This is a genomic window from Rahnella variigena, assembly GCF_003610915.1.
Taxonomy (GTDB): domain Bacteria; phylum Pseudomonadota; class Gammaproteobacteria; order Enterobacterales; family Enterobacteriaceae; genus Rahnella; species Rahnella variigena.
On record NZ_NSDJ01000001.1, the window covers coordinates 2,864,004 to 2,888,098 of the forward strand.

Here is a 24,095-nt window from a genome sequence, read left to right on the forward strand (position 1 = left end):
CATCTTGCTCGCAAAGTGATCATTCGATTTATCAGCAGGGTTTGCCTCAGACTACACCAATACAAGTAACTTCAACAGGTTAGCAGCGTATCGGGACAATTCTGAATGGATGTTACACATCATGAGATTTTAAGCAAAATGTGCACACGTCTAATCAGACGTAGCTCACGTTATTATTCTAGTCACAGAGCGCGCAACGTGCCCGCCGCATCGAAACGTACAGCGGGCGCGGGGAAGGGTTAATGCCTGATCCACTTATCGATAAATTCAGACGGATCAACAGGCTTTCCAAAAAAGTAGCCTTGCAGGTATTCGAGGCGATAGGGGGCGAGATAATCCACCTGTTTTTGCGTTTCTATACCTTCCGCCACGATGACCATTTGCAGGCGTTTGGCCAGATCAATAACGTTATCGACAATATGTCCGGCCAGCGCATCGGTGCCGATCCGGCCTATGAAACTCTGGTCGATTTTCAAAATGTCGATGTGGAATTTTTGCAGGTAAGCCAGGCTGGAATGGCCGGTACCAAAGTCATCCATGGCGATCAGCACGCCCATACGGCGCAAGGCACTGAACAGGCTGTGGGTGGTTTCTGAAGGCTCTATGAGCTCGCGCTCTGTCAGTTCCAGAACCAGATTGATCGGGTTCTCCCGGAAGGCGTCAATAAAAGCTTTGCAGTCTTCGACCAGCGTCAGGTCTTTAAAGTGGCTGGCGCAGATATTGAACCCGAAATGGAAATTTTTCGGCAACTGAGCGGCCAGCGGGCCGAACTGATCGCGCACCTGCGCCATCATCTGGCGGGTCATCGGCACAATCAGCCCGCTTTCTTCTGCCAGAGGGATGAACTGATATGGCGGGATCAGCCCCATCTGCGGATGCTGCCAGCGCATCAAAACTTCAGCGCCGGTGATTTCATGGTTTGTTCCATCCACGACCGGCTGCAAGTAAGGGATAAATTGTTTTTTCCCCAGCGCGTTTTTCAGTGCCGCAACCGGACCACCCAACCGGCCAAGCAGCGCATAGGTCATAAAAGCAATGAAGATGCTGATCAGCGGGAACAGGATCAGGCTGACAGTGGCGTAGTCAAAAATATAACGCCAGTGATCGCTCGGGCGGATCACCAGTTGCATTTCATAAGGATAAAACGAGGATTTCAGCGACATCTTTTCGCCATCAGGCCAGATTTCAGAAGTATGAATTTTGCCCTGGCTGTCCATCCACTTGTCGCCGACTTGCAGGATCAGATACGCGTGGGTACTGAGCAATTGCAGAATATTATGCAGGAAATAACCATCGACCCCGACCAGTACGCCACTGCCGTTAACATCATGACGATAGGCAATCAGCGGGTGATCGGGCGTCACTATATTGCCGCTCATCAGCATCAGTTTTCCATCGACGTAATTTTGAGTGGAAATCGTATCGTCTCGTTCACCGAATAAAGAGGCGCAATAAACCTTATGCTGGCGATATAAATTGACGGTGCGCACGTTGGGAACTTTGGCGACCTGCCAGCGCAGCGCCTGAATGGTCGGCTGATCACAAGGTGCACCAATCAGATTTTCCACCGCGCCGGCGGCGATCGCGGCATTATCCAGCGTCATGTCCACCAGTCTCACTGATTGTTGCAGGCTGGCGCTCACATCGCGCCGTAATCCCTGCGAGGTTTGCCACGAGATAGCCAGTATCCCGACTGCCGCGACCAACGTGAACGCAAGCAGCGCGAGGCAAATCCGCATAGAGGGTCGGTTTAACCAGTTTGAGCCCAAAGAGATATCCACCAGTGAGAGACGGAGCAAGAAGTTTTGTTCTGTTAATATAACCCATAATGGTGTTAACCATTGTTACAGCTGGATAAGAAGGTTAATTTCACGCCATTGATAAGCCTGTCTTTTGATGCAAATCATGAATGATTCATTGTTTAACTATTTTTTGTGTCTATCAAATAGGGTCAGCGTGTTATCCCGGCTGAAGCACTGCGGTGCCGTTATTCCAGTGAACCGGGCGGTCTGATTTACCGTTTTGAGCTGGATCTCAAGTCTGCGTCAGTTTGTGCGGTTTGAGTGTTATCGGGTTTTACTGGCGGCATAAAGTTTGTAGCATAAGACTTTACGCCGTCTGTCAGTCACCGACACCAGGACTATCCGATGCTTCCCCGTTTTAAAGTGCTTCTTTCTGCCGCTGTGTTGTCTTTTTCCTTTTCAGGTGCAGTCTTTTCCGGCTCAGCATTTGCTGCTGATGCGCCGAGCTACGGGCCGCAACTACAGGGTTTTGACTATCCTTTTCCGCTGAAACAATTCTCTTTTAATTCCCAGGGTGCTCCGCTGCAAATGGGCTATCTGGACGTACCGGCCACCGGGCATAAAAATGGTCAGACTGTCGTGCTGATGCACGGTAAGAATTTTTGTGCCGCGACCTGGGGCGACACCATTTCGGCGCTGGTGAGTAAAGGTTATCGGGTGATCGCGCCTGATCAGGTCGGGTTCTGTTCATCGACCAAACCTTCCCATTACCAGTACAGTTTTCAGCAACTGGCGACCAATACCCATGAGTTGCTGAAAAGCCTGAAAATAACCAAAGCCGTGATGGTCGGGCATTCCACCGGCGGTATGCTGGCGACGCGATACAGCCTGATGTTTGCACCGGAAGTATCGAAACTGGTGCTGGTGAATCCGATTGGTCTGGAAGACTGGAAAGCCAAGGGCGTGCCTTATCGTACCGTGGATCAGTGGTACGACCGTGAGCTGAAAACCTCGGCGGACAGCATTAAACAGTATGAACTCAAAACCTATTACGTGAATAAGTGGAAACCGGAATACGACCGCTGGGTCGATATGCTGGCAGGGCTGAATAACGGGCCGGGACATAAACTGGTGGCCTGGAACTCTGCGTTGATTTACGACATGATTTTCACGCAGCCGGTCTTTTACGAGTTCAAAAATCTGCGCGTGCCGACCACGCTGATGATCGGCACTGCCGATACTACAGCGATTGGCAGCGACATTGCGCCGCCTGCGGTAAAAGCCAAAATCGGTCACTACAACGTGCTGGGTAAACAGGTCACGAAACTGATCCCTCATGCGAAACTGATCGAATTTAAAGGCCTCGGCCATGCGCCGCAGATGGAAGAACCGGAAAAATTTAACGCGGCATTGCTGAAAACGCTGTCACGCTGATTTCCTCTGTTTTCCGTTTCAATAATGAAAAACCGCAGCCTGAATGAACGGGCTGCGGTTTTTTATTGGTATTGCAGAACGGCGTGATTAACGCAGATTATCCGGGAAATTGGCTGGCAGTTCGCTCGCAGCGCAGTCGATCACAGTGTCATTATCCGCACCGCAATCACGCACGAAGGTAATGGTCGCGAATTCGTCGATCACTTCAGTCGGATATGCCGGACCCGCATCACGGTAAGAATTCATCAGCGGAATGTGGTCGTTCTGGAAGCAGACGGTTTTTTCCGGATTATTCATCACCCAGCGTGGGAAGAAAATGGTGCCGTGGAACACGTTATCGCCCAGATTCACAATCAGGCTGACGTCAGTCCCGGTCGGTTCAGTCCAGGAAATTTTGTACACATCAGATGCTACCCGCACGATATACGCTTTCTGATCTTTCACCCAACGGTTGCCGACCAGGCCACTGTGAATACGGTAATCCAGGGTGTGCGCGTTTTTGACGTAGATTTCATAATTCCAGCCGTTGTCGTAGGTGTAAACCACATGTTTGCCAACGAAACCGCTCAGGTCATGTTTATCAAATGTGCTCATGATATTTCTCCTTAACTCAGTATTGGAATGAAACATTTCGTTTCGTTGAGAAGAATATTACATCTTAAAAAACTGATAAAAAAACGCTGATTTCAGATTGAAATCATCTAAAATATAGATGTGTTTTTATTCTGAAGGGATCACGATATGGCGTTGCCAAGAACCACTCTGGAGCAATGGGTGGTGTTACAAACGGTGATTGAACAAGGCAGTTACGCGCAGGCGGCAACGGTGCTCAACCGCAGTCAGTCTTCGGTCAGTTATGCCCTGAGCGGCTTACAGGAACGCATCGGTTTACCCTTGCTGGAAATTAACGGCAGAAAGGCGACGCTGACCGAACAGGGGCGCGCTTTACTGGCGCAGGCAACACCGCTGATATCGGCATTTTTACAGCTTGAACACAGGGCTGCCGGGCTGAAAGACGGTGTGCGCACTGAGCTGAGTCTGGTGGTCGACAGCGTGTTTCCCAAAAACAGGCTGTTCCGCGCGCTTAAATACTTTCAGTCGCAGTTCCCGGATACGCGGGTGCATCTGACTGAGATTTTGCGCGGGGAAAGTCTTGCACAACTCAGCGAACAATCGGCCGATTTGTACATCACCACGCTCGCGCCTGAAAACGCAATCCATGGCCGTTTTCTGCTGGATGTGGACTTTGTTCCGGTGGCGAAAAGCGATCATCCGCTGTTGTCTTTGCCCGCTCCGCTGACCGCTCAGGATCTGGCGCGTTTCCCGCTGATCAGCGTCGCTGACCGTCACGCGCCGCCTGAAGATAAACATCCGGCAGGCACGGTGGCACACTGGACATTCACCACGGTCGGTGCGGCGCTGGAAGCAATTACAGTGGGTGTCGGTTACGGCTGGCTGCCGCTGGAAAGTGTGGATAACGCGCTGAAAAACGGATTGCTCAGCCGCCTGATGCTGTCAGCCAGAACCGTCAGGCAAACGTCGCTGTATATGGTGCTGGATGATGAAACGCAGCGCTATGATCAGACGGTCAGTGCGCTGGCGAAAAGTATTCTGCAGGAGTGCAGTTTGCTGCCGTGAAATCTGGCAGCAAACCGTTTCATAACGCTGTCCCGGTCAGCGAGACGCTTTACAGGCGGCAAGAATATCGAGCTGAGAGTCACGCTCCGACGTCTGTACATTCATCGCGCTGAGCACGGTGTGGAACAGATTGTCCTGTGAGACATCTTTGTCCGCCGCATTGTCTTTCAGGCATTGCATGTCGATTCCCTGCGCTTTCGCATAATTATCGGAAAGCCAGAACAGCATCGGAACATGTGTCTGCTGCGCAGGTGCCACGCTGTATGGCGTGCCATGCAGATACAGACCGTTTTCGCCCAGCGATTCACCGTGATCAGAAAGGTAAATCACCGCCACATTGTATTTGTCCTGATACTGCTTTGCTTTTTCAATGACCTGAGACACCAGATAATCGGTGTAGAGCAGGGTGTTATCGTAGGTATTCACCAGCTGTTCCTGTGTGCAGTTTTCAATGTCGCTGCGCGGACAGTCAGGCGTGAACTTACGGAATTCCGGCGGATAACGTCTGGAATACGTCGGCCCGTGACTGCCAATCAGGTGCAGGGCAATCAGGGTGTTTTTCCCGTCGTTTTTAATATCCTCATCGATATTTTGCATTAGCGCCATGTCGTAGCAGGTGTCGCCGTCACAATATTTGCCGTCATTTTTAATGGGGATAATGACGTTTGGCACGCGGTCACAGACACCTTTACAGCCTTCGTCGTTATCTTTCCAGAAAACGGAAACGCCAGCTTTATGCAGGATATCCAGCAAGCCTTCGCTGTTTCGGGCGCGGTTAGCGTCGTAGCTGGTGCGTTTCATATTAGAGAACATGCACGGCACGGAAATCGCTGTCGCTGTGCCGCATGACGTCATTTTGCTGAAATTCACCACATCCGCAATGGCCTGCGTGTATTGATTAGTCGGTTTGCCATAACCGTTCCACGACTGGTTTTGCGCCCGTGCAGTTTCGCCTACCACCAGGAAGACCAGATTCGGTTTCTGACCAGGCTGTTGTACCAGTTTTGCATCGTTGCCAATCGTCTGGAACGGTATTTTCGGCGTGAAATAACGGTGATTCATGTACTGGAAAGCGCTGTACAGATAGTTAGTCGGGACGATTTCCAGATTGAGCGTGCGGTTGTTACGCCCCACAGACGCATAATCTTTATAGAAAACACCGGCGATCGACGCCACTACCAGCAGTGAAATCACCATCGACATCAGACGCACACCGAGACGGCGCAGGCGGGTCTTTTCATAGCTTACCGGCGTTACGAATAACAGAATAGCGGGCAGGATGCCGGTAAACACAAACCACAGCACCACCTTCAGATTGAGATACGACGTCGCCTCAGCTGATTGTGTCTCGATAATGTTTTCAATCATGCTTCGGTCGAAAACGACCTGAAAGGTCATCATGGCAAAACTGGCGAGGGCGCTGAGCGGCAGCACAATGATGAAGAAGGGCTTAAGCAACGGCCGGAAGCTAAAAGGGGTGAACACAAAGTTCAGCGCAGCAAACAGGGCGACAGGAATGCTCAGGGCAAAAGCCAGGTTATAAGCCGGCAACGCATGGAGAATGCGGTAAAAGTGCAGCAAAATCGGCAGGTTGACCACAAAAGTGAAGTACAGCGTTAAGAGCAAGGTCAGCTTGAAATAGCTGATTTTTGGCAATAAATAGCGCAATGCAAACTCCCAAAAGGGGTGAAAAAGCCAACGTAATGCGAGGCAAACATAACGTGCAGAAATGAATGGCAGGAATCATATTAGTTCAAGCTTAAGAAAGCCTTAACGGGAGTGTCATAAATGTTTAACGTGATGGGTTTTTAGAAAAGGTTCAGAAAATAAATAAAATATAGTTAGCCAGTTTTCTCCTCCAGACCCCTTATCCTGTGCGGTATAGCGCGACGCTGTTCAATAAGAAACCGTTTCGTTTAAGCCTTTCTGAGCGCGTTTCTTCCGCTCATTTTGACCTTCCCTGATTACTCCTGACACGTTTAATTCACCACTGGCGGCTTACCGGCTGTCAGAAGGACGTTTGTGTTGATTTCATCTTCGGCCACCATCGCGGCCAGCAGTATCATCGAATCGGATGTCATTATCGGCCCGCGGGTGGTTATCGGGCCTTTTTGTATTATTTCCGCCGGTGTGCAAATCGGTGAAGGGACCATTATTTCTTCGCATACGGTCATCAACGGCAATACGAAAATCGGGTCAGATAACCAGATCGGCATGGGATCTTCGATTGGCGAAATCAGTCAGGATCTGAAATATGCAGGAGAACCTGCCTGGCTCGAAATTGGCAATCGCAACAGGATCGGCCGTCACGCGACATTGCACCGGGGAACCGCACAGGGCGGGGGATTGACCCGTATCGGTGATGACAATACTTTCGAGCGCGGTGTGCATATCGGCCATGACTGTCTGGTAGGGAATGCCACGTTTATGGGCGAGAACAGCGGACTGGCCGGACACGTTGTGCTGGGAGATGACACTTGCATTGAAGCCATGTGCGCGGTGCATCAGTTTTGCATTATTGGCACGGGAGCCCGCTTGCTGGCCGGATCCTGCGTTGTGCAGGATGTGCCGCCTTATGTTCAGGCGGGTGGGAACCGCGCATCGCCGCAAGGAATTAATGAACAGGCCGGAGCCTTCAGGCAGGCGGAACCCGCTGTGCGCGAGGTGATCCATTATCTGTATGACCTGCTTTATCACCAGCAGGCGGCGGTCGAAAAAGTGAGACTGGAGATCGGACGTCTGAGTGTTGAATATCCGTTGCTGTGCCACTTCAATGAATTCTTCCTCCGTTCAGCACGCGGGATTGTGCGCTGAACGGAGGAAAGGTCAGTCAGGCTTCCAGGGCTAACAGCGCGAAAGTCGCCAGCCAGTGTTCCCCCATATAGGTGCTGTCGAGGTGATCCAGTGCGCTGTGCAAATGCGCTTCGGCGGTCTGGCGCAGGAGCGCCGCACGCGGATCACCCGCAGGTAACGCCGACGCCAGCGAACGCTGACACCAGGCCCGGCTGAGATTGAGTCCGTCGAGATGGCCGATTTTGCCATCATTGCGGTCAGTCACGGTCGCCGGTGTGAACAACGTCGCGGGCTGGCTGTGTGCCAGTTCCGGCAGGAAACGCCCGAACCAGGTGACAAAGGCGTCGCGAGGTAACACGCGGCGCATCAGTTCGGCTTCCATCAGTGAAGGGGAAAGGAATTCATCACCGCCCGGTTCCCACGCCTGACAATGCACATCGTCAAGATGCCAGCGCAGTGCCGTTTCTTCGATGGTTGATGCCAGCACAGAATGTTTAACGCTGCGCGCATAATCGAGCGTCAATGCCAGAGCAAAGGCGGTATTAAAGTGACTGCCAACGCGCAGCGGATACGTGGCTTTTGGCAGAAAGTCAGTGAAGCTTTTCTCAAAGAAGCGACTCATCGGCGCCAGCGTTTTGGCCCATCCAGCGGCCTGCGGCAATACCATTTCATGCAACTGCTGAGTGAGCGCCAGAAACCACGCCCAGCCGTAAGGACGCTCAAACCCGTTATTTTGCGGCTGTTGCAGATACGCCATCTCACCCGCGACGTTTTCGGCGGTGAAATGCTCGTTCACCACGCTGATGATTTTTCCGGCTTCCGGCAGATCAGGAAAGCGATTCAGTAAGCGCAATAACAGCCAGTAACCATGAACGCAGGAATGCCAGTCGTAGCTGCCGTAAAATATCGGATGCAGCTGACGCGGAGTCTGCGCATCCGCCGCGCTGCTCATGGCGTGCATCAGTTTATTGGGATACTCGCGTGTTAAATGGTTGAGCGCCAGCGAGGCAAAACGGGACGCCATTTCAGGCGTCAGGGTCGTCGTCGGTTGCGTTGTCATCTTTTCCCTTATCAGAAACGGAACACAAAGAGATACATAAAGGCGGTGTTGACCAGCAACAGCAATACGCCGGTTTTCCACTGTGCCTTGATCACGCCATTTTTATCCTGCAATTCAAGTAACGCCGCCGGAACGATGTTGAAATTCGCAGCCATTGGCGTCATCAGTGTTCCGCAAAAACCGGACAACATCCCGATAGCGCCCATAATCGCGGGGTTTCCGCCCAGCTGATTAACGATGAGCGGCAAGCCGATACCCGCTGTCATCACCGGGAATGCGGCGAACCCGTTACCCATAATCATGGTGAACAGCGCCATGCCGAAGGTATAAGCGACAACAATTGCCAGCGGAGATCCCAGCGGAATAATGTTTTTCACCAGTTCAGACACCACGCCGCCGACGCCCGCCAGTGCAAACAACGCGCCGAGTGCGGCCAGCATTTGCGGCAAAATGGCCGCCCAGCCCACGGTATCCATCGTCTGACCGCCGGCTTTAATCGCCTTAACCGGCGAATCGCGCAGCATGATCAGCGCAGCAATAAACGCCACCAGCGTGCCGATCACCAGTGAAATCAGCGTGACGTTTTTGGCTTCCACCAGCGGCGTATATTTCAGCGTCAGGGTGCCAATCAGGGTCACAATCGGGATCAGCAGGGCGGGAATAAACAGTTTGTTGCCAAAACGCTTCGCACCCGCCTCACGTTTTTCTACCATTTCCGGCTGATCGTTATCTGTTTTGCCTTTACCGAGTTTTCCGGTACCGGCAATAATGGCCAGTAATATCGCCATGCAACCGGTGACGAAATGCGGTAACTCGCCGCCAAACAGGAAGGTAATGCCGTAAATGCCCCAAAACAGCGCGTTTACGTAACGGCGTGCGTTGCTTTTATCGCGCAGGTTAAAGAAGGCGTAAGCGCAAAACATCAGTCCTGCAAGGATATAAACGGTTTGTAAGCTGATCATTTCGCTGCGCTCCCGTGATGAACGTCAAAACGTTTTGCCAGCGAGCGGTCAAGCAGCCACAAACGAATAAAGTGGATAATCAGCGCAGCGATGGCCGTCGGGATTGCCCAGACCGAAAGATGCAGTGGCTCGACGTTAATACCGTATTGCTCAAGAAAACCTTTGATCAGCAGGATGGATTGCACGGCGATGAAGATATCCTCACCGAAAAATACCGCAACGTTATCCGCCGCCGCGGCGTGAGCACGGATTTTCTGGCGCACATCATTGGGTAAATCACCGTATTTGGTGGTAGCCGCCGCTTCTGCCATCGGTGCAATCAGCGGGCGAACCATCTGCGCGTGGCCGCCAAGAGAATTGAGTCCCAGCGCAGCGGTCATCTGGCGCAGGAAGAAATACAACATCAGCACACGGCCTGTGGTGGCAGCGTGGACTTTCGAAATCAGATGCCGCGCCTGTTCCTTGAGGCCGCTGCGCTCAAGAATGGCAATCACAGGAAGCGTCAGCCAGATCAGGCCCATATAACGGTTATCGGTAAAGGCTTTGCCGAAAGCGCTGATAATCTCAACGGTGTGCATACCGCCCGCCAGCCCGGTTGAAATACCGGCGACGGTGACCACTAATAATGGATTAAACCGCAGTGCGAATCCCAGCACGACGATCGGAATACCAATTAAAACCCACATGGTGTGTCCCTCAATGTTGTTGTGTTTGTTTTATATTTTTGATGGTTCTCTGCCTGGTGAATACACCGGTAATAACCCTGTGTAATTACATAGATCTAATTCGCATAAAAATGCGTGAAGCGGAAAGTAACAAGCGTGATGGCTGAACGCAAGATGGAAAAAATGCGAAAAATCTCACAGGGGAATGGTTAAATAATGCAGTGAATTAATCCTGCAATATAAATAACTGACGGAAGATTTTTATCTGGTGTATCTGACAGATGAGGGGAGAAATAGCAGAATAATAAACCCGGCGCTGAGGCCGGGTTTGCAGGAAGGACAGGAAAGAGAAAAGCGGTTATTCGTCGTCCTCGTCGCCGTAATATTTCACGCCGAGTTTGATGAGTCCGCGCCCCTGCGATTTACGGTGTAAGTTGCTGTCACGTAAGGAGTAAACGCATCCGCAGTATTCCTGCTGATAAAAACGCTCGCGCTTGCTGATTTCAATCATTCGCGCTGAACCGCCTTTTTTACGCCAGTTATAATCCCAGTACACCATGCCCGGATAAGGCGCGGCCGCACGTTCGCCGCAGCCGGTAATTTGTTTCATATCTTTCCAGCGCGAAATACCCAGACAACTGGTAATGGCACTGAAACCATTTTCCCAGGCATAAAGCGCCGTGCGTTCAAAGCGCATATCAAAACACATGGTGCAACGCTCGCCGCGCTCAGGCGCATTTTCCATTCCTTTAGCGCGCTCAAACCAATTATCGGTGTCGTAATCTGCATCAATAAATGGAATGCCATGCTGCTCAGCGAAACGCATATTTTCTTCTTTGCGCAGCATATATTCTTTCTGCGGGTGAATATTCGGGTTGTAGAAATAGATTGTATAATCGATACCTGACGCCTGAATGGCTTCCATCACTTCACCTGAACAGGGCGCACAGCAGGAGTGCAGCAGCAATTTATCGTGACCTTCAGGGAGTGTGAGCTTTTCGCGGATGAGTTCAGACATTGTTGTTCACCAGAATGTAGGATTTTCTTTATCTATTAATACGCTCCGATCATAGAGAACCCAGCGTGACTGTCAAAATTTTCTTGCGGGTTTACGCTTGCGTAGAAGGGCGGTGTATTGTTCAGTGCTATGATAAGGATGATTGCAGGGCACAGCCCGCTACACAGAGATTTTAAGGAAACAGGTAATGCAGATTATGAGATCGAATCAAATTCGCTGGCTCAGTGTGTTGATTGTGATGGGCGGGCTGTTACTGATTCTTCCTCTTCATTTACTGGCATGTTTTATTGCCGGTTTTTTAGTGTTTGAACTCATCAACGCCCTGACGCCGTACTTTCAGAAAATCATCAGCGGAGAACGTGCCCGCTGGGTTGTGGTCGCGGTTATCGGTACGCTGGTCGTCAGTTTCCTGACGGTGGCGATTGCCGGTATTGCCGATTTTCTGATGGAAGATATGAAAAATCCGGTGGCCTTTAACGCCATGGTGTCGCGTTTGCTTTCCGACGCACAGAGCCGTCTGTCGCCGGTATTGCTGCATTATCTGCCCGCCAATATTGAAGAGTTACAGCGCAGTTTCCTGCAATGGTTACGCGAGCATATTGTGATGATTCAGGCTTTCGGCAAGAACGCGGCACATGTTTTTCTGACGATGATTATCGGCATGATCCTCGGCGCGATTATTTCGCTTCAGCAACCGAATCACGGTGAACATCATGCGCCGCTGAAAAAGGAACTGTTGCAGCGGATGCGTTTGCTGGGTGAAGCCTTCCGCAATATTGTGTTTGCTCAGTTCCAGATTTCGCTGATCAACACCGTTTTGTCCGGTATTTTTCTGTTCGGGATTTTACCGTTGTTCGGCATTCATCTGCCGCTGGCAAAAACGCTGGTGGTGGTGACGTTCGTGTGCGGATTGCTACCGGTGATCGGTAATCTTATTTCTAACACGCTGATTTTCATCGTTGGTCTTTCCCTTTCATTGTGGGTCGGCGCGCTGGTTCTGGCGTATCTGATCATTATTCACAAGGTGGAATACTTCCTGAATGCGCGTATTGTCGGCAGCCGTATTAAGGCGAAGTCCTGGGAAGTTCTGCTGGCTATGCTGGTCTTTGAAGCTGCGTTTGGTATCCCCGGCGTCGTGGCCGCACCTATCTATTACGCGTATATGAAAAGCGAACTGAAAGAAGCGGGTCTGATTTAATCCTTTCTGAAAACATGGCGCTTTGCCTGCAGGGCGCCACTGTTTAGTCACTGTACAATCCTTTCAAAAAATCCTGAAAAAAACAGATTCAGGCAAGCAATAGCGAGAATCGTTATATCTGTTTGTCATCTAAAACCCGCATAATTTCCTGGTGCCTGCAGTTCGTGCGGGCATGAAGTATTCCGTTTGCCTACCAGGAGAAAAAAATGACGCTTAACGTTCGTGGTTTCGCTGCACATTCAGCGGATGCGCCTCTCGCGCCTCATAACTTTGTTCGCCGTGACCCGCGTGATACCGACGTTGTGATCGACATTCTTTACTGTGGCGTGTGTCACTCAGACATCCACCAGGCTCGTAACGAATGGCATCAGAGCATTTATCCGATGGTTCCGGGCCATGAAATTATCGGTCGCGTTAAACACATTGGCGCGAAAGTAAAAGGCTTCAATGTCGGCGATACCGTCGGTGTCGGTTGTATGGTCGATTCTTGTCAGCACTGTGAGTCCTGCGCAGAAAGCCTGGAACAGTACTGTGAAGAAGGCGCTACCATGACCTATAACAGCCTTGATCGTCATGACAACATGATGACTTATGGCGGTTATTCTGAAGAAATCGTTGTTTCAGAAAAATTCGTACTGCGCGTTTCTGAAAAGCTGGATATCAAATCTGCCGCACCGCTGCTGTGTGCCGGTATCACCACTTACTCTCCGCTTAAGCACTGGAAAGTAGGTAAAGGCCATAAAGTCGCGGTTGTTGGTTTAGGGGGTTTAGGTCACATGGGCCTGAAATTCGCTAAAGCGCTGGGTGCGGATGTGACGTTGTTCACCCGTTCTAAAGGCAAAGAGCAGGAAGCTTACCGTCTGGGCGCTGACCACGTGGTGTTGTCTACCGATGCAGAACAAATGGCCGCAGTGAAAAGTCACTTCGACTTTATTCTGGACACGGTACCGAACCCGCACGACCTGAATCCGTACCTGGAAACCCTGAAACGCGATGGTACGCATATTCTGGTTGGCCTGATCGAGCCAATCGAACCTGCGCTGCACAGCGGTAAACTTGTCATGGGCCGCAAAACCGTTGCCGGCTCCCTGATCGGCGGTATCGCGGAAACTCAGGAAATGCTGGATTTCTGTGCTGAGCATGACATTTCCTGTGATGTGGAAATGATCGACATGCAGGATATCAACGGCGCTTACGAACGTATGCTGAAAAGCGACGTGAAATACCGCTTTGTTGTTGATATGGCTTCACTGAAAAACGCCGGTTAACCCTTATTGCGCATTGAAACGCGTGGATTGCGCATTGGATAGCGTGTATTGCACGCTGAAGAGCATTTATTACGCGTTGAATAGCAATATTGGTTAAATAGCGACCTAATGCGTCTGTCCTGAATATTGAGTTAAATCAGCAGGGCAGGCGCATTGTGGCGAAATTTACTCTTTACACGTTTCTGTGACTTCTCGGCTTGAAAGCGCGGTGGTATCCTGCTGCCTTTCGCCGGGCGAAGGAAAACCAGTGGCTAAGAGTTTTGATGAACTCATCAGAGACATGGATCTGATGATTGAACATGTGGACAGGCTGAAAGACCTGCCGCCACGTGCAGCGCAACCAACCGCTGCGGACAAACCTGCGTACGATTCTTTCGGTGAGATTTTCGCCCTGAAAGCCGTGATGCGGGCTTTTATTTCTTCTGTCGACACGATTGTTAAAGTGCAGATTGCGAAGAAAGTCGAACAGGATATTGGCCATCTGGAGAACACCGTGCGGTCAATCGGCGGCGGCAGTGCTGACGCAGAAGATGTCGCGCAAATTACGGCTTATGTCCGTAATGCAGTTTCAGAGCTCATGGATTAATCCAGCACGCGTCAATCGTGCTGTAAAACGCCGGTCACCGGGTCTTTTAAAGACAATATGTGACCGGCGTTTTTTTTGGATTTTCTCACCCATAGGCGCGGCGTCTAAAAGCGTCTATTCTTGCCCTAACTATTTTTGCCGGTGTCGTTTATGTCTCAGGATTACCGCTGTTTCGCGTCAGCACGACGCAGATGTTATGCCCTTTTATTTGATCACCGCACACGCAGCGGTCGCCGCATGGAAACGTTTTGGATTGTTATCTCGATGCTGAGCGTTCTTTCTTTGTTCATTGAGTCGAGCGCCAGCGATCTCTTCCCCAATTCGCCGAAGATATTGTTACAGCTCGGCCTGATGGAAGTGGTGTTCACCGCCGTGTTCACGGTTGAATACTTGCTGCGGTTGATTTCCTCACCACGAAAAACTCGCTACCCGTTGAGCTTTTTCGGGATTGTCGACCTTTGTACTGTGTTGCCGATGTACATCATCTGGCTGATGCCGTCGCTTACTTTGTCAGCGAATCTGATGGTGCTGATACGTCTGCTGAGGGTCCTGCGCGTACTTCGGGTGCTCAAATTGCTGCGCTATATGAGTGATGCCGGGATCTTGTGGCGCAGCCTGATGCGCGCGCGACGTAAACTGGGCATCTTCTTCGGCTTTGTGGCGATCATCTTGTGTTTATTTGGCGGACTGATGTTTGCGGTAGAAGGGGGGAATGACGGGTTTAGCTCACTGGGGACCTCAGTTTACTGGGCGGTCGTCACGCTCACCACGGTCGGTTACGGTGATATCACGCCGCATACCGCCCTGGGACGAATGCTGGCATCGGTGCTTATTCTGCTGGGGTATTCCATCATCGCCGTTCCTACCGGGATTTTGACCGCTTATATGTCACAAGAGTTGGAAAAAGGACGTGCGGCGCGTTCCTGTCAGATTTGTCTGCATTCCAGACATGAAATTGATGCAAAATTTTGCGCGCATTGCGGAGCGGTTCTTGAGGCCGATACTTCCCAACCTGTTGAAAAATAGCCTGATAACTGCTCAATGATTGTACTATCTGGTACGTATTTCGACTATTTTTGGGGTTTACCTCACCATTGCATTAAAAAGAGTTGCTATTAAAGGGCAGTCATGAGTAAATACATACCGGCCTGTGGTACAGACCTATTTATGCACGACATCCTGAGTAAAGTTGTTCCAATTTAAAGCGTTATCCATGATAACCCTGCTCTGACGAATTTCCTTCTTAGTGCCTCCATAAGTAACGACTGAAATCCGGCTATAACATGCCCATGGTGGCGAAATTTATTTTTAAAAGGTAATTCCTATGTCAATGATGAAAGGTCAGGTTAAGTGGTTTAACGAGTCTAAAGGCTTTGGCTTCATCACTCCTGCTGACGGCAGCAAAGATGTGTTCGTACACTTCTCCGCTATCCAGGATCAAGGTTTCAAGACCCTGGCTGAAGGCCAGAACGTACAGTTCACTATCGAGAACGGTGCTAAAGGTCCGTCTGCGGCTAACGTTACCGCTATCTAATCTTGCTTTACCGCTGTTTCAGCGATAAACGTAAAGATAACAAAAACCCGCATGCGCGGGTTTTTTTACGTCTGTAGTTTGTCGATCTGGCTTATGGATCCTGTGTCAGGATGTCATTTGCAGATGCAGATGCAGATGCAGATGGAGAAGGCGGAGTTTGCTCTGCAATAACTGCTTTGCCGGAAGGTGCTGGCAAAAGAACAAAAAAAAGCCCGCATAGTGGCGGGCAAAAATATTTCTTATGACATTCATTGTTGTACTCCCTCGGGGGTGAGCACGCTGTCAGTATAGTGGATATCAAAGTCAGGATTCTGGCCGCAATATGTTAAGGAAATGCAAATTAGTGCCGTAGGGTTATTTTCTTCTTTTCAGGCTAACTTTCCCTTCGCCACCTGCTTTTGTGTGGCGGTCTGTACTACAATAAACTTAATTGAAAACCATGGGATAACCTGATGAAAGTTAATGATCTTGTGACAGTGAAAACCGACGGCGGACCGCGCCGTCCGGGTAAAGTATTAGCCGTTGAAGAGTTTTACGAAGGCATCATGTATCTGGTGTCGCTGGAAGATTATCCGGCGGGCATCTGGTTCTTCAATGAAGGTGACAGCAAAGACGGTACATTCGTCGAACCGCGTGAAGGCACCGAATAGACTTCGCCTGCAAACAGGTTGTCGGCATAAAAAAACACCGGGGCAAATGCCGCCGGTGTTTTTGTTTTTAAGGCTGTCTTTTACGGCGATGTTGCGGGATCAGAACGTTTCCCAGTTAGGCTGTTCGCTGGCCTGTTTGGATGAACGCGAGTCCGGGGCGGAAAGGGTGCGTGCCGGTGGCTGGCGCTTTGCCGGAGCACGTTGAGTGGTGCCCTCAAGACGAAATACCGCCACGGCCTGAGTCAGACGAGCAGCCTGTTCTTCCAGCGATGCCGCCGCCGCAGAGGCTTCCTGCACCAGTGAGGCGTTTTGTTGAGTGACGCCGTCCATTTCTGACACAGCCTGGCTGACCTGACTGATCCCGCGGCTTTGTTCGTCAGAGGCGGAAGCGATTTCACCCATGATATCCGTAACGTGACCGACGGCGGTGACGATTTCAGACATTGTATCGCCTGCGTCGCCGACCAGAATGCAGCCTTCGCCCACGTAATCGACCGATTCTTCAATCAGCGTTTCAATTTCTTTCGCGGCCTGGGCACTTCTCTGCGCCAGACTGCGCACTTCGCTGGCGACAACGGCAAATCCACGGCCCTGTTCGCCCGCGCGTGCGGCTTCCACCGCAGCATTCAGCGCCAGAATATTGGTCTGGAAAGCAATACTGTTAATCACGTTGGTGATTTCAGCAATTTTGGATGAGCTGCGCGAAATTTTATCCATCGTCGTCACCACATCTTCCACAATGCTGCCGCCTTTTTGCGCTTTGCGCGAAGCATCAGCGGCCAGTTTGCTGGCGTGATGGGCATTTTCCGAGTTCTGTTTCACGGTTGCGGTCAGTTGTTCCATGCTGGCGGCGGTTTCTTCCAGCGCGGCGGCCTGCTGCTCGGTGCGGGAGGAAAGATCGGTATTACCGGAAGCGATTTCCGTTGAACCCTGATAAATTGACACGGCACCTTCACGCACGGTCAGCACCGTGGACGCCAGAGAGTGCTGCATCTGCTCAACATTGCTGCTCAGCACACCGATTTCATTGCGGCCATTGCTCTGACCTGGTTGAGTCAGGTCGCCTTCAGAGATTTTCTGAATACGCGTCACCAGACGGTTCAGCGGATTAATGATCACTTTGCGCATCACCAGATAGGTGATGAAGGTCAGGACCAGCGCCAGCAGGAAACCGCCCGCCATCAGCGTATAACCGAGAACGGCGTTACGCTGGGCTTTGTCATTAATGGCGTTGGCGGTCTCGGTGCGATAGGCGATGGCAGCCAGTAACGGTATGTTGTTGGCCAGATCGAGGTTGCGCACGGTCTCCGCTTCCTGAGAAATGACTTCTTCAAAATGCGCCTGTTTGGCCGATTCCAGCATCGGCGCCATGCCTTTAGTCAGATAATCGTTGTAAGCTTTTTTCAGCGGCTCATCGAGCGCCAGATCCTTTTCTGTTTTATTCGGGCGGTTGATATAGCTCTCAAAAGAAGACTGCGACTGTTTAATCCGGCTGGCGGCGTCAGTCAGGTTCTGATTAAACACATCCTGATCGCCGACACGGGCAGCAGCCGCGGCCTGGATCAGTAACAAACGCGCCGTGCGCAGATGGTTAGAACTGTTAGAAAGCGCCAGACGAATTTGCAGTTCCTGCGTGGCATTCGCGAGTGCGGCATTGCTTTGCTTAAGAAAGAAGCTGGATGTACCGATGGAAACGGCGAAAAGAAACAGGATCCCGGTGAGGATCAGGCTAATCAGGGTAATCAGTCGAATATTGCTGATGAAAGACGTTCTGGAATCTGAAAGGGTAGGAGTATCCATATTATTTTATTCCGCTCTGTTGATCCTGCATACCGTCGGTTCCGGACGGTAAGTAACAGCGATGTAGACTTTGCCAGCGGGCAAGTCCTGCCGTGACGAAAAGAAAGCGCCAATAAGATTCATCGGCATTTAAGCGGAGGGATTCAGTTTATATTTGTGGCGCAGATCGCATTTTTGCAGATTTATTGCGTTCGCTACAGGCTACGTCAAGACACAGCCTGTAGCGGGGACCGGAGAGGGGCTAATTCACGTATATTCCGTTGGTGAGTTGATCACACAAACGAACAACGTGATAAATAATATGTTTATTCGGTGACTTTATTTTCCGCTTAATATTTCCTTTATATGAAGACACCGTTTTTGTTTTGATTTGCAACTTATCGGATATTTCAATCGTTCCGTTACCTGACATCCACATTCTTAACATGGCGGATTCTGAACGGCTGAGCATCACTGGTCTGATATCCAGCGCCGCACAACTTGCCGGATCCTGTGCCTGCGGCAGTGACGGATGATTCAGTAACTGCCGGAGTGTTGCTGCCTTAATTGATTTCGAGGTGATAATCACGTTCTTACGAACAAAAATATATTCTTCAAAATGGATACGCGTACGCGACATGAAGATAAAAAATAATGTTTCCGGGCAGTCAGTAATCAGTTCACCCAGCCGCTCTTTGTTATGCGACTGAGACAACATGCAATCCTCATTAATAAACACCACAGAGGGTTTGAGTCTGACGCATCCGGCCTGTAGCTGGTCAAAACTGCTGGCGTAACTGATCTCCTGTTCGCTGGTGAGTAATTGTTGCAAGCCCAGACGGGTATACCGGCATGGATCCAAGATTATCGTTTGCATAGTAAGTCCTCGTAGGACGTCCTTGTTCTGCATAATGATTGGATTCTTTGGTGTCAGCACAAAGCGCAAAGAATGCGCGCTGGTTCTACTTTTTGCATGAAAGTTGACCGGTTGGAAGTGTTATTTTCAACCACCCACAGACAGGGAGGTTTTTGATTAATTTGGTTTATGTCAGGATTAACTTTGTAACTGAACAAAAAAAGGAAACTAATTCGGATTATTCTTAATGGATGTAAGGACATAGAAGAAAGGCTTAATAACAGGCGTGTTACAGTAACACTCTGTAACACTTCGCAGGGAGATGATGATGCTGCTTATGCTTAAAAACAATTCACGAATGAAAAATGGCAACAAAAGCGGACGCAGCGTGTCAGCGCTGCGTCACTGTGATTACCAGTAGGATTGCCAGCACTGGGTCAGGCGCGTCAGGGCTTCAACATAAAAATAATCGCCCCAGCTGCAACACTCATCCACGCCTTTGCCGCTTGCCATGTGATACACAGAATGCTTAAGCAGTCCGTCACAATCTTCCTGCTCACCGGTCAGATAATTCTCAGTCAGTGAATCCATGATGCGAAGCGCCATTTCCTCATAACAGGCGCGTTTGACGTCCGTGGCGGGCAGGGTCGTTGCCAGACTCAGCAGGCCGCACACCGCAATGGCAGCGGCTGAACTGTCGCGAACGGCATCGGTGCCCAGCAGCGCCAAATCCCAGTGACACACATCATCTTCCGGCAGACGGTTAAGGAAATAATGTGCCAGGCAGCGTGACAGCTCGACCTGTTCTTCATCACCGGTATAACGGTAGCTGAGAAGGAATCCGTAAATGCCCCAGGCCTGACCGCGAGACCAGCAGGAATCATCGGCATAACCCTGATGAGTGTTGCCAAAACGCGGCTCACCGGTCACGGTATCCATGTAATACGTGTGATACGTCGACGCGTCCGGTCGCACAATATACTTCGCAGCCTGCTCCGCATGGGCTCGCGCCGCGTCGGCAAAGCGAGGTTCACCGGTTTGTTCACTTGCCCAGTACAGCAATGGCAGGTTCATATTGCAGTCAATAATCATGCGCCCGGCCTGTTCCGGATCCTTTAAATCCCCCCATGCCTGAATGATTTTTGCTTTGCTATTGAAGCGCTCCATCAGGGCTTCGGCCGCCAGCAGGGCAAATCCGCGTGCCTGACGATTGCCCGTCAGTTTAAAGGCGCTGACGCAGGACAAACTGTAGAGAAATCCGAGATCGTGCGTGGCGGTATCAATGCGGTTAGCGATGCGGTTACCAAATGACGTCACCTGTTTTTCTGCCGCCAGCCGGTAACGGTCGTCGCCGGTCATCTCATACGCCAGCCACAGCTGTCCGGTCCAAAAACTGGTGGTCCATTCCACATTTTCCGTCAGTTTGTAGTGGCCGTTTTCGCAGGTTTCTGCCGGAAACTTATCGCCAAACTTATCCAGATTGCGGGAAATTTTACTGAGCACCACCTGGCGTGCCCGCTCTAATTTTTGCGCGAAAGCAATTCTGTCCAGCTGGTTCAGTTCAACGGGCAGTAACTTTTCTTTCGTGATGTTAAGCGTCATAACGTCTCCCTTTTGCAGAGCAATAAATGTTTTAGAGTCATTGGATGGATTTCAGTCGGTCATTTCAGCGGCGCGAGTTCGCCGTTGTTTTCGGCAGGTTCTGCGGGGGCTGGCGTGCCGGAACGCAGGCTGTGACAGGCAGATAACGTGAAAGCAGAAATCAGCGTGAAGCACAGTGCAATGCCGCCCATCACCAGATACGTGTGTTCGAAACCAATGCGGTCATAGAAGTAACCGGCAGGCGGGGCAACCACGATTGAGCCAACATAAATCATTGCCTGATAACCCAGCAGGTACATGGTGGCGTTGACGCGTTTGCTGAAATGCTCAGCGATATATTTGAATACGGATACCAGCAGCAGGGCGATTTCCAGCCCGTAGAACGGTTTGATAATCGAGATAAGCAGCGGATCGCTGGTCAGTCCGGAAGCGATCAACCGTAATCCCACCAGCGCCCCGACAAACAGCAGGCCTTTCTTGGCACCGAAATAGTTCACCAGGAAAGGGATCACCATCATCATCAGGAATTCCATTCCGGACTGCAAGGTGCTGAGATACCCGTACCAGGCGTTGCCTTGCTCTTTGGTGTCGAAGAAGGTGACGAAATAGCGTGAGAACTGCTGTTCAGCGACAAACATCATCCACGCCACACCCGCGACATACATTGAGAACATCCAGAATTTGCGGTTTTTGAGCAGCAGAATAACGTCACCGAACACAATCTTTTGCGCAGAAATCACGTCATTATTTTTGAGTTCTTCATCACCAATTTTCAGCGACAGCAGAACCGCTAACATCACCAGCGAGGTGGCGCTGCTCAGACCGAAGTTCCAGGCCGGAGACAGATTAAACAGCACGCCGGAAAACGAGGCCGCCAGCGCCCAGCCGAGCGAGCCCCACATCCGCACCTGACCGAATTCCATGTGATACAGGCGACTGAAGCGGTCGGCGTAGGACTCCGAAGCCGCCACACCGGCGTACCAGCCAAGGCTCAGATACAGGGCACCGGCGATAATCCCAAACATCAGATGGCTTTCCAGCAGGGGCTGATAAACGTAAATAAAGAACGGCGCCATCAGCGCGGAAACCAGCACGACAAAATAGAGCAGGGATTTGCTCATGCCGATTTTGTCCATGATGTAGCCATAAACCGGCTTCATGATCACCGCGAACACGCCGTTGATGGCAAACACCGTGCCGATACTGACGCTGTCCAGGCCGGCCTTTTGGCCCAGCCACAGGGCATACAACCCGAAGCTGGAAGACCAGGTGAAGAAATACAGGAATATAAAGCTGCTCATTTTATAGTAAGCCGTTTTACTGGCAGTTTTTATGGCTTTCATAGTGACTCCTGAAACGGACTCTGACGGTTAACCTAACGTTATCTGGCCGCTGTGGCCGGGAGACTGCCAGCGCAGTTGCGCGCCCTCCAGACTGACTTCCGGCACGTCTTTGTTGCTGATATCACTGCTTGCCGACGCACATACGGCGGTGATCAGCCAGTGTGAACCTGCGGGAAGGCTGTTTTGCAACACCGGAATGACCGCCGTTTCGGCAAACATAATGCTGCTGTTCGGCGGTGTGATCACCACACCGGCTTCCCGCACAGCGTGACTTTCCAGGCTGACAATCCGGCTGATGCCGTTACGTGCTGTGACCGTTATCGCACGGCGATCGCCGGTGAATTCAGCTTGCGTGGAAGGTTCCTGAATGACCGCAAATCCGCCTTCGGCTGTATCAAGCGGACGCTGATTTTCGATGTGATGAACCCGCAGATGCCAGTCGCCGCAAGGAATAAGCCAGGTGCGGACGCAAACGTCATGCCACGGCAGCCAGCGGGAATAAATCATCGAGCCGGTGATGCGGGTTTCGGCACAGTCGCGACGTCCGCGAAAATATCCGTCGCCTTCAGAGAACATCAGCATCGAATCACAACCGGCGTGATTCAGCCCGTAACGGCCACGATCGAGTGTGAAACCGAACTGGCTGGAATAGGCGAATTTGGTGTACTTGGCTTCGGTATTTACAAAGTTATTCAGCTCAAGCTGCCCGGAGGTCAGCATCACCACATGCTCACCTTCGGCATCGCGGGTCAGGATCTGACTGGCATGAGGAATGCAGTGAGCGCGGGATAGTCCCGGCAGTGGTGCTTCGTCGGCCTGCCAGAACGCATCGTCCTGTGGCAGGGCCAGCACCAGAAACAGTTTGCACGCCCAGTAAGGAGAACCCGGCGCGTTATAGTCTTCGGCCATCACCAGATTTGGCGTGTGATAACCAATACTGAGAACGCCGTCACGGTCAAAAATAGGCTCTTTCAGCCAGTGCCGCAGATGACGCAGGATCACACCTTTAATGATGCCCGGCGTGAAAACGTCCAGTTTGCTGTACGCGGCGGCGCTCCAGAAAGCCGCTTCGGCGAAGCGATAGGTCAGGCTGCGGCCGAAAGGCACGGCCGCACCCTCTGCGGAGAACATGGTGATGAAATCCTGAGCGAAACGCTGCGCACGTTCACGAAGCATGGCGGCACGCGGAGCATCCGCATCCGCCATATTTTGTGCGTAAAGCAGCCCGTAATAATGAAACGCCATTGAAATGTAGTAATCACGCGGACGACCCGGACCATCGGAATACCAGCCATCGCCAAGATAATAACTTTCCATCAGTTCAAAACGGGCGCCTGCGGCAGCCTGATCCCAGGGCAGACCGCTCTTCTTAAAGCCCATCTGCACCATGATCGGGAAGAAATTCCAGTTGTTATTGGGAATGGTCGCATCACGCCCCTGATCCAGCCACGCCGCCAGGTTCTGCTGTTCCTGCGGGGTGAAATGCTGCAAGAGTTGCTTATTAAGGAGCGTCAGCCCGACACCGAAGGCGGCCATTTCTACACAGCGCTGATCGAAATCGCGGACTTTCCCCCAGTACTGCGGATGCTGCGGGTCGGTACCCAGGCGAATGGCATTCAGGTAGAACGGCAGATCTGCACATTCGCCGCCACCGGCCAGCAGCGGGAAAATCCCCCACAGCATGCGCGACAGCGCCTCCATTTTGGCGACCTCTTTACCGTAATGCGTGGTGGAGTTTCCCAGATCAATGCCGCTTTTACCTTCTTCTGTATAAGGCGACACCGCCGAGAGAAGTTCATTAAGCAGTTGCTGCACATCGTCGCGGGTACGCAACGGATTATCGATATTCACAATATTCAGGGTCATCAAAGTTCTCCCGGTGACTGAATGGGAACCAGAAAATAAGGGTTTATTAATTTGAAATATTATTTCAATTCTCTGCGCCGAGATTGAAATATAGAGAAGTG

At 51.2% G+C, this 24,095-nt stretch carries 22 protein-coding genes; 10 read left to right on the forward strand and 12 right to left on the reverse strand.

Going from position 1 to position 24,095, the window contains the following annotated elements:
- Positions 1-239 precede the first annotated feature (239 nt).
- A complete protein-coding gene (locus CKQ54_RS13365) occupies positions 240-1,799 on the reverse strand; it encodes an EAL domain-containing protein (RefSeq protein ID WP_244220211.1) in 1,560 nt (519 codons plus the stop codon).
- A 348-nt stretch (positions 1,800-2,147) separates the two neighbouring features.
- Between CKQ54_RS13365 and CKQ54_RS13370 the strand changes: the two genes are divergently transcribed.
- A complete protein-coding gene (locus tag CKQ54_RS13370; protein ID WP_120163432.1) occupies positions 2,148-3,176 on the forward strand; it encodes an alpha/beta fold hydrolase in 1,029 nt (342 codons plus the stop codon).
- An 87-nt stretch (positions 3,177-3,263) separates the two neighbouring features.
- Here CKQ54_RS13370 and CKQ54_RS13375 read toward each other — a convergent pair whose 3' ends face one another.
- Positions 3,264-3,773 (reverse strand): phenolic acid decarboxylase, encoded by a 510-nt coding sequence (locus tag CKQ54_RS13375; protein ID WP_167459668.1) that lies wholly within the window; start codon positions 3,771-3,773, stop codon positions 3,264-3,266.
- A gap of 144 nt (positions 3,774-3,917) precedes the next feature.
- Here CKQ54_RS13375 and CKQ54_RS13380 point away from each other — a divergent pair, with 144 nt between their 5' ends.
- Positions 3,918-4,814, forward strand: a complete 897-nt coding sequence (locus CKQ54_RS13380) for a LysR family transcriptional regulator (protein WP_120163430.1) — start codon at positions 3,918-3,920, stop codon at positions 4,812-4,814.
- Positions 4,815-4,850: 36 nt separating this feature from the next.
- On the opposite strand, the gene CKQ54_RS13385 is transcribed toward CKQ54_RS13380, so the two are convergent.
- Positions 4,851-6,482 (reverse strand): phosphoethanolamine transferase, encoded by a 1,632-nt coding sequence (locus CKQ54_RS13385; protein WP_120163429.1) that lies wholly within the window; start codon positions 6,480-6,482, stop codon positions 4,851-4,853.
- Between the two features lie 357 nt (positions 6,483-6,839).
- On the opposite strand from CKQ54_RS13385, the gene lpxA reads away from it, so the two are divergent.
- Entirely contained in the window at positions 6,840-7,628 is a 789-nt protein-coding gene (gene lpxA / locus CKQ54_RS13390) for an acyl-ACP--UDP-N-acetylglucosamine O-acyltransferase (RefSeq protein ID WP_208644619.1), read from the forward strand.
- Between the two features lie 16 nt (positions 7,629-7,644).
- Here the strand turns inward: lpxA and CKQ54_RS13395 are convergent, their stop codons facing one another.
- From CKQ54_RS13395 to CKQ54_RS13410, 4 genes are all read right to left on the reverse strand, one after another.
- Positions 7,645-8,667 (reverse strand): DUF2891 domain-containing protein, encoded by a 1,023-nt coding sequence (locus CKQ54_RS13395; RefSeq protein ID WP_120163427.1) that lies wholly within the window; start codon positions 8,665-8,667, stop codon positions 7,645-7,647.
- Between the two features lie 11 nt (positions 8,668-8,678).
- On the reverse strand, positions 8,679-9,629 hold the full coding sequence (locus tag CKQ54_RS13400) for a DUF979 domain-containing protein (RefSeq protein WP_120163426.1): 951 nt from the start codon (positions 9,627-9,629) through the stop codon (positions 8,679-8,681).
- Positions 9,626-10,315: a DUF969 domain-containing protein gene (locus tag CKQ54_RS13405; RefSeq protein WP_112289257.1), complete on the reverse strand. Its 690-nt coding sequence runs from the start codon at positions 10,313-10,315 to the stop codon at positions 9,626-9,628. The genes CKQ54_RS13400 and CKQ54_RS13405 overlap by 4 nt, the downstream gene beginning before the upstream one ends.
- Positions 10,316-10,652: 337 nt before the next feature.
- Positions 10,653-11,312 carry an epoxyqueuosine reductase QueH gene (locus CKQ54_RS13410; protein ID WP_120163425.1) on the reverse strand — a complete coding sequence of 220 codons (660 nt, stop codon included), beginning with the start codon at positions 11,310-11,312 and terminating at the stop codon, positions 10,653-10,655.
- 187 nt (positions 11,313-11,499) lie between these two features.
- On the opposite strand from CKQ54_RS13410, the gene CKQ54_RS13415 reads away from it, so the two are divergent.
- The 7 genes from CKQ54_RS13415 to dsrB all read left to right on the forward strand — a co-directional run bounded on the left by CKQ54_RS13415 (position 11,500) and on the right by dsrB (position 16,548).
- Positions 11,500-12,510: an AI-2E family transporter gene (locus CKQ54_RS13415; protein ID WP_112289259.1), complete on the forward strand. Its 1,011-nt coding sequence runs from the start codon at positions 11,500-11,502 to the stop codon at positions 12,508-12,510.
- Positions 12,511-12,716: 206 nt separating this feature from the next.
- Complete coding sequence (locus CKQ54_RS13420) at positions 12,717-13,778, forward strand: NAD(P)-dependent alcohol dehydrogenase (RefSeq protein WP_112289260.1); 1,062 nt, start codon at positions 12,717-12,719, stop codon at positions 13,776-13,778.
- Between the two features lie 247 nt (positions 13,779-14,025).
- A complete protein-coding gene (locus CKQ54_RS13425; protein ID WP_112289261.1) occupies positions 14,026-14,364 on the forward strand; it encodes a hypothetical protein in 339 nt (112 codons plus the stop codon).
- A 237-nt stretch (positions 14,365-14,601) separates the two neighbouring features.
- Positions 14,602-15,390 carry an ion transporter gene (locus tag CKQ54_RS13430; protein WP_244220212.1) on the forward strand — a complete coding sequence of 263 codons (789 nt, stop codon included), beginning with the start codon at positions 14,602-14,604 and terminating at the stop codon, positions 15,388-15,390.
- A 298-nt stretch (positions 15,391-15,688) separates the two neighbouring features.
- Positions 15,689-15,898 carry a transcription antiterminator/RNA stability regulator CspE gene (cspE, locus tag CKQ54_RS13435; RefSeq protein WP_013575246.1) on the forward strand — a complete coding sequence of 70 codons (210 nt, stop codon included), beginning with the start codon at positions 15,689-15,691 and terminating at the stop codon, positions 15,896-15,898.
- A gap of 110 nt (positions 15,899-16,008) precedes the next feature.
- Complete coding sequence (locus CKQ54_RS25995; protein WP_279630511.1) at positions 16,009-16,143, forward strand: hypothetical protein; 135 nt, start codon at positions 16,009-16,011, stop codon at positions 16,141-16,143.
- A gap of 207 nt (positions 16,144-16,350) precedes the next feature.
- Complete coding sequence (gene dsrB, locus CKQ54_RS13440) at positions 16,351-16,548, forward strand: protein DsrB (RefSeq protein WP_112289263.1); 198 nt, start codon at positions 16,351-16,353, stop codon at positions 16,546-16,548.
- A gap of 99 nt (positions 16,549-16,647) precedes the next feature.
- Here the strand turns inward: dsrB and CKQ54_RS13445 are convergent, their stop codons facing one another.
- From CKQ54_RS13445 to CKQ54_RS13465, 5 genes are all read right to left on the reverse strand, one after another.
- Entirely contained in the window at positions 16,648-18,348 is a 1,701-nt protein-coding gene (locus tag CKQ54_RS13445; protein WP_120163423.1) for a methyl-accepting chemotaxis protein, read from the reverse strand.
- 241 nt (positions 18,349-18,589) lie between these two features.
- Complete coding sequence (gene rcsA / locus CKQ54_RS13450) at positions 18,590-19,204, reverse strand: transcriptional regulator RcsA (protein WP_120163422.1); 615 nt, start codon at positions 19,202-19,204, stop codon at positions 18,590-18,592.
- Positions 19,205-19,594: 390 nt separating this feature from the next.
- Entirely contained in the window at positions 19,595-20,785 is a 1,191-nt protein-coding gene (locus CKQ54_RS13455) for a glycoside hydrolase family 88 protein (RefSeq protein WP_120163421.1), read from the reverse strand.
- 59 nt (positions 20,786-20,844) lie between these two features.
- Positions 20,845-22,128, reverse strand: a complete 1,284-nt coding sequence (locus CKQ54_RS13460; protein WP_120163420.1) for an oligosaccharide MFS transporter — start codon at positions 22,126-22,128, stop codon at positions 20,845-20,847.
- Between the two features lie 27 nt (positions 22,129-22,155).
- Positions 22,156-23,994 carry a DUF2264 domain-containing protein gene (locus CKQ54_RS13465; RefSeq protein WP_120163419.1) on the reverse strand — a complete coding sequence of 613 codons (1,839 nt, stop codon included), beginning with the start codon at positions 23,992-23,994 and terminating at the stop codon, positions 22,156-22,158.
- Between the last annotated feature and the right edge of the window lie 101 nt (positions 23,995-24,095).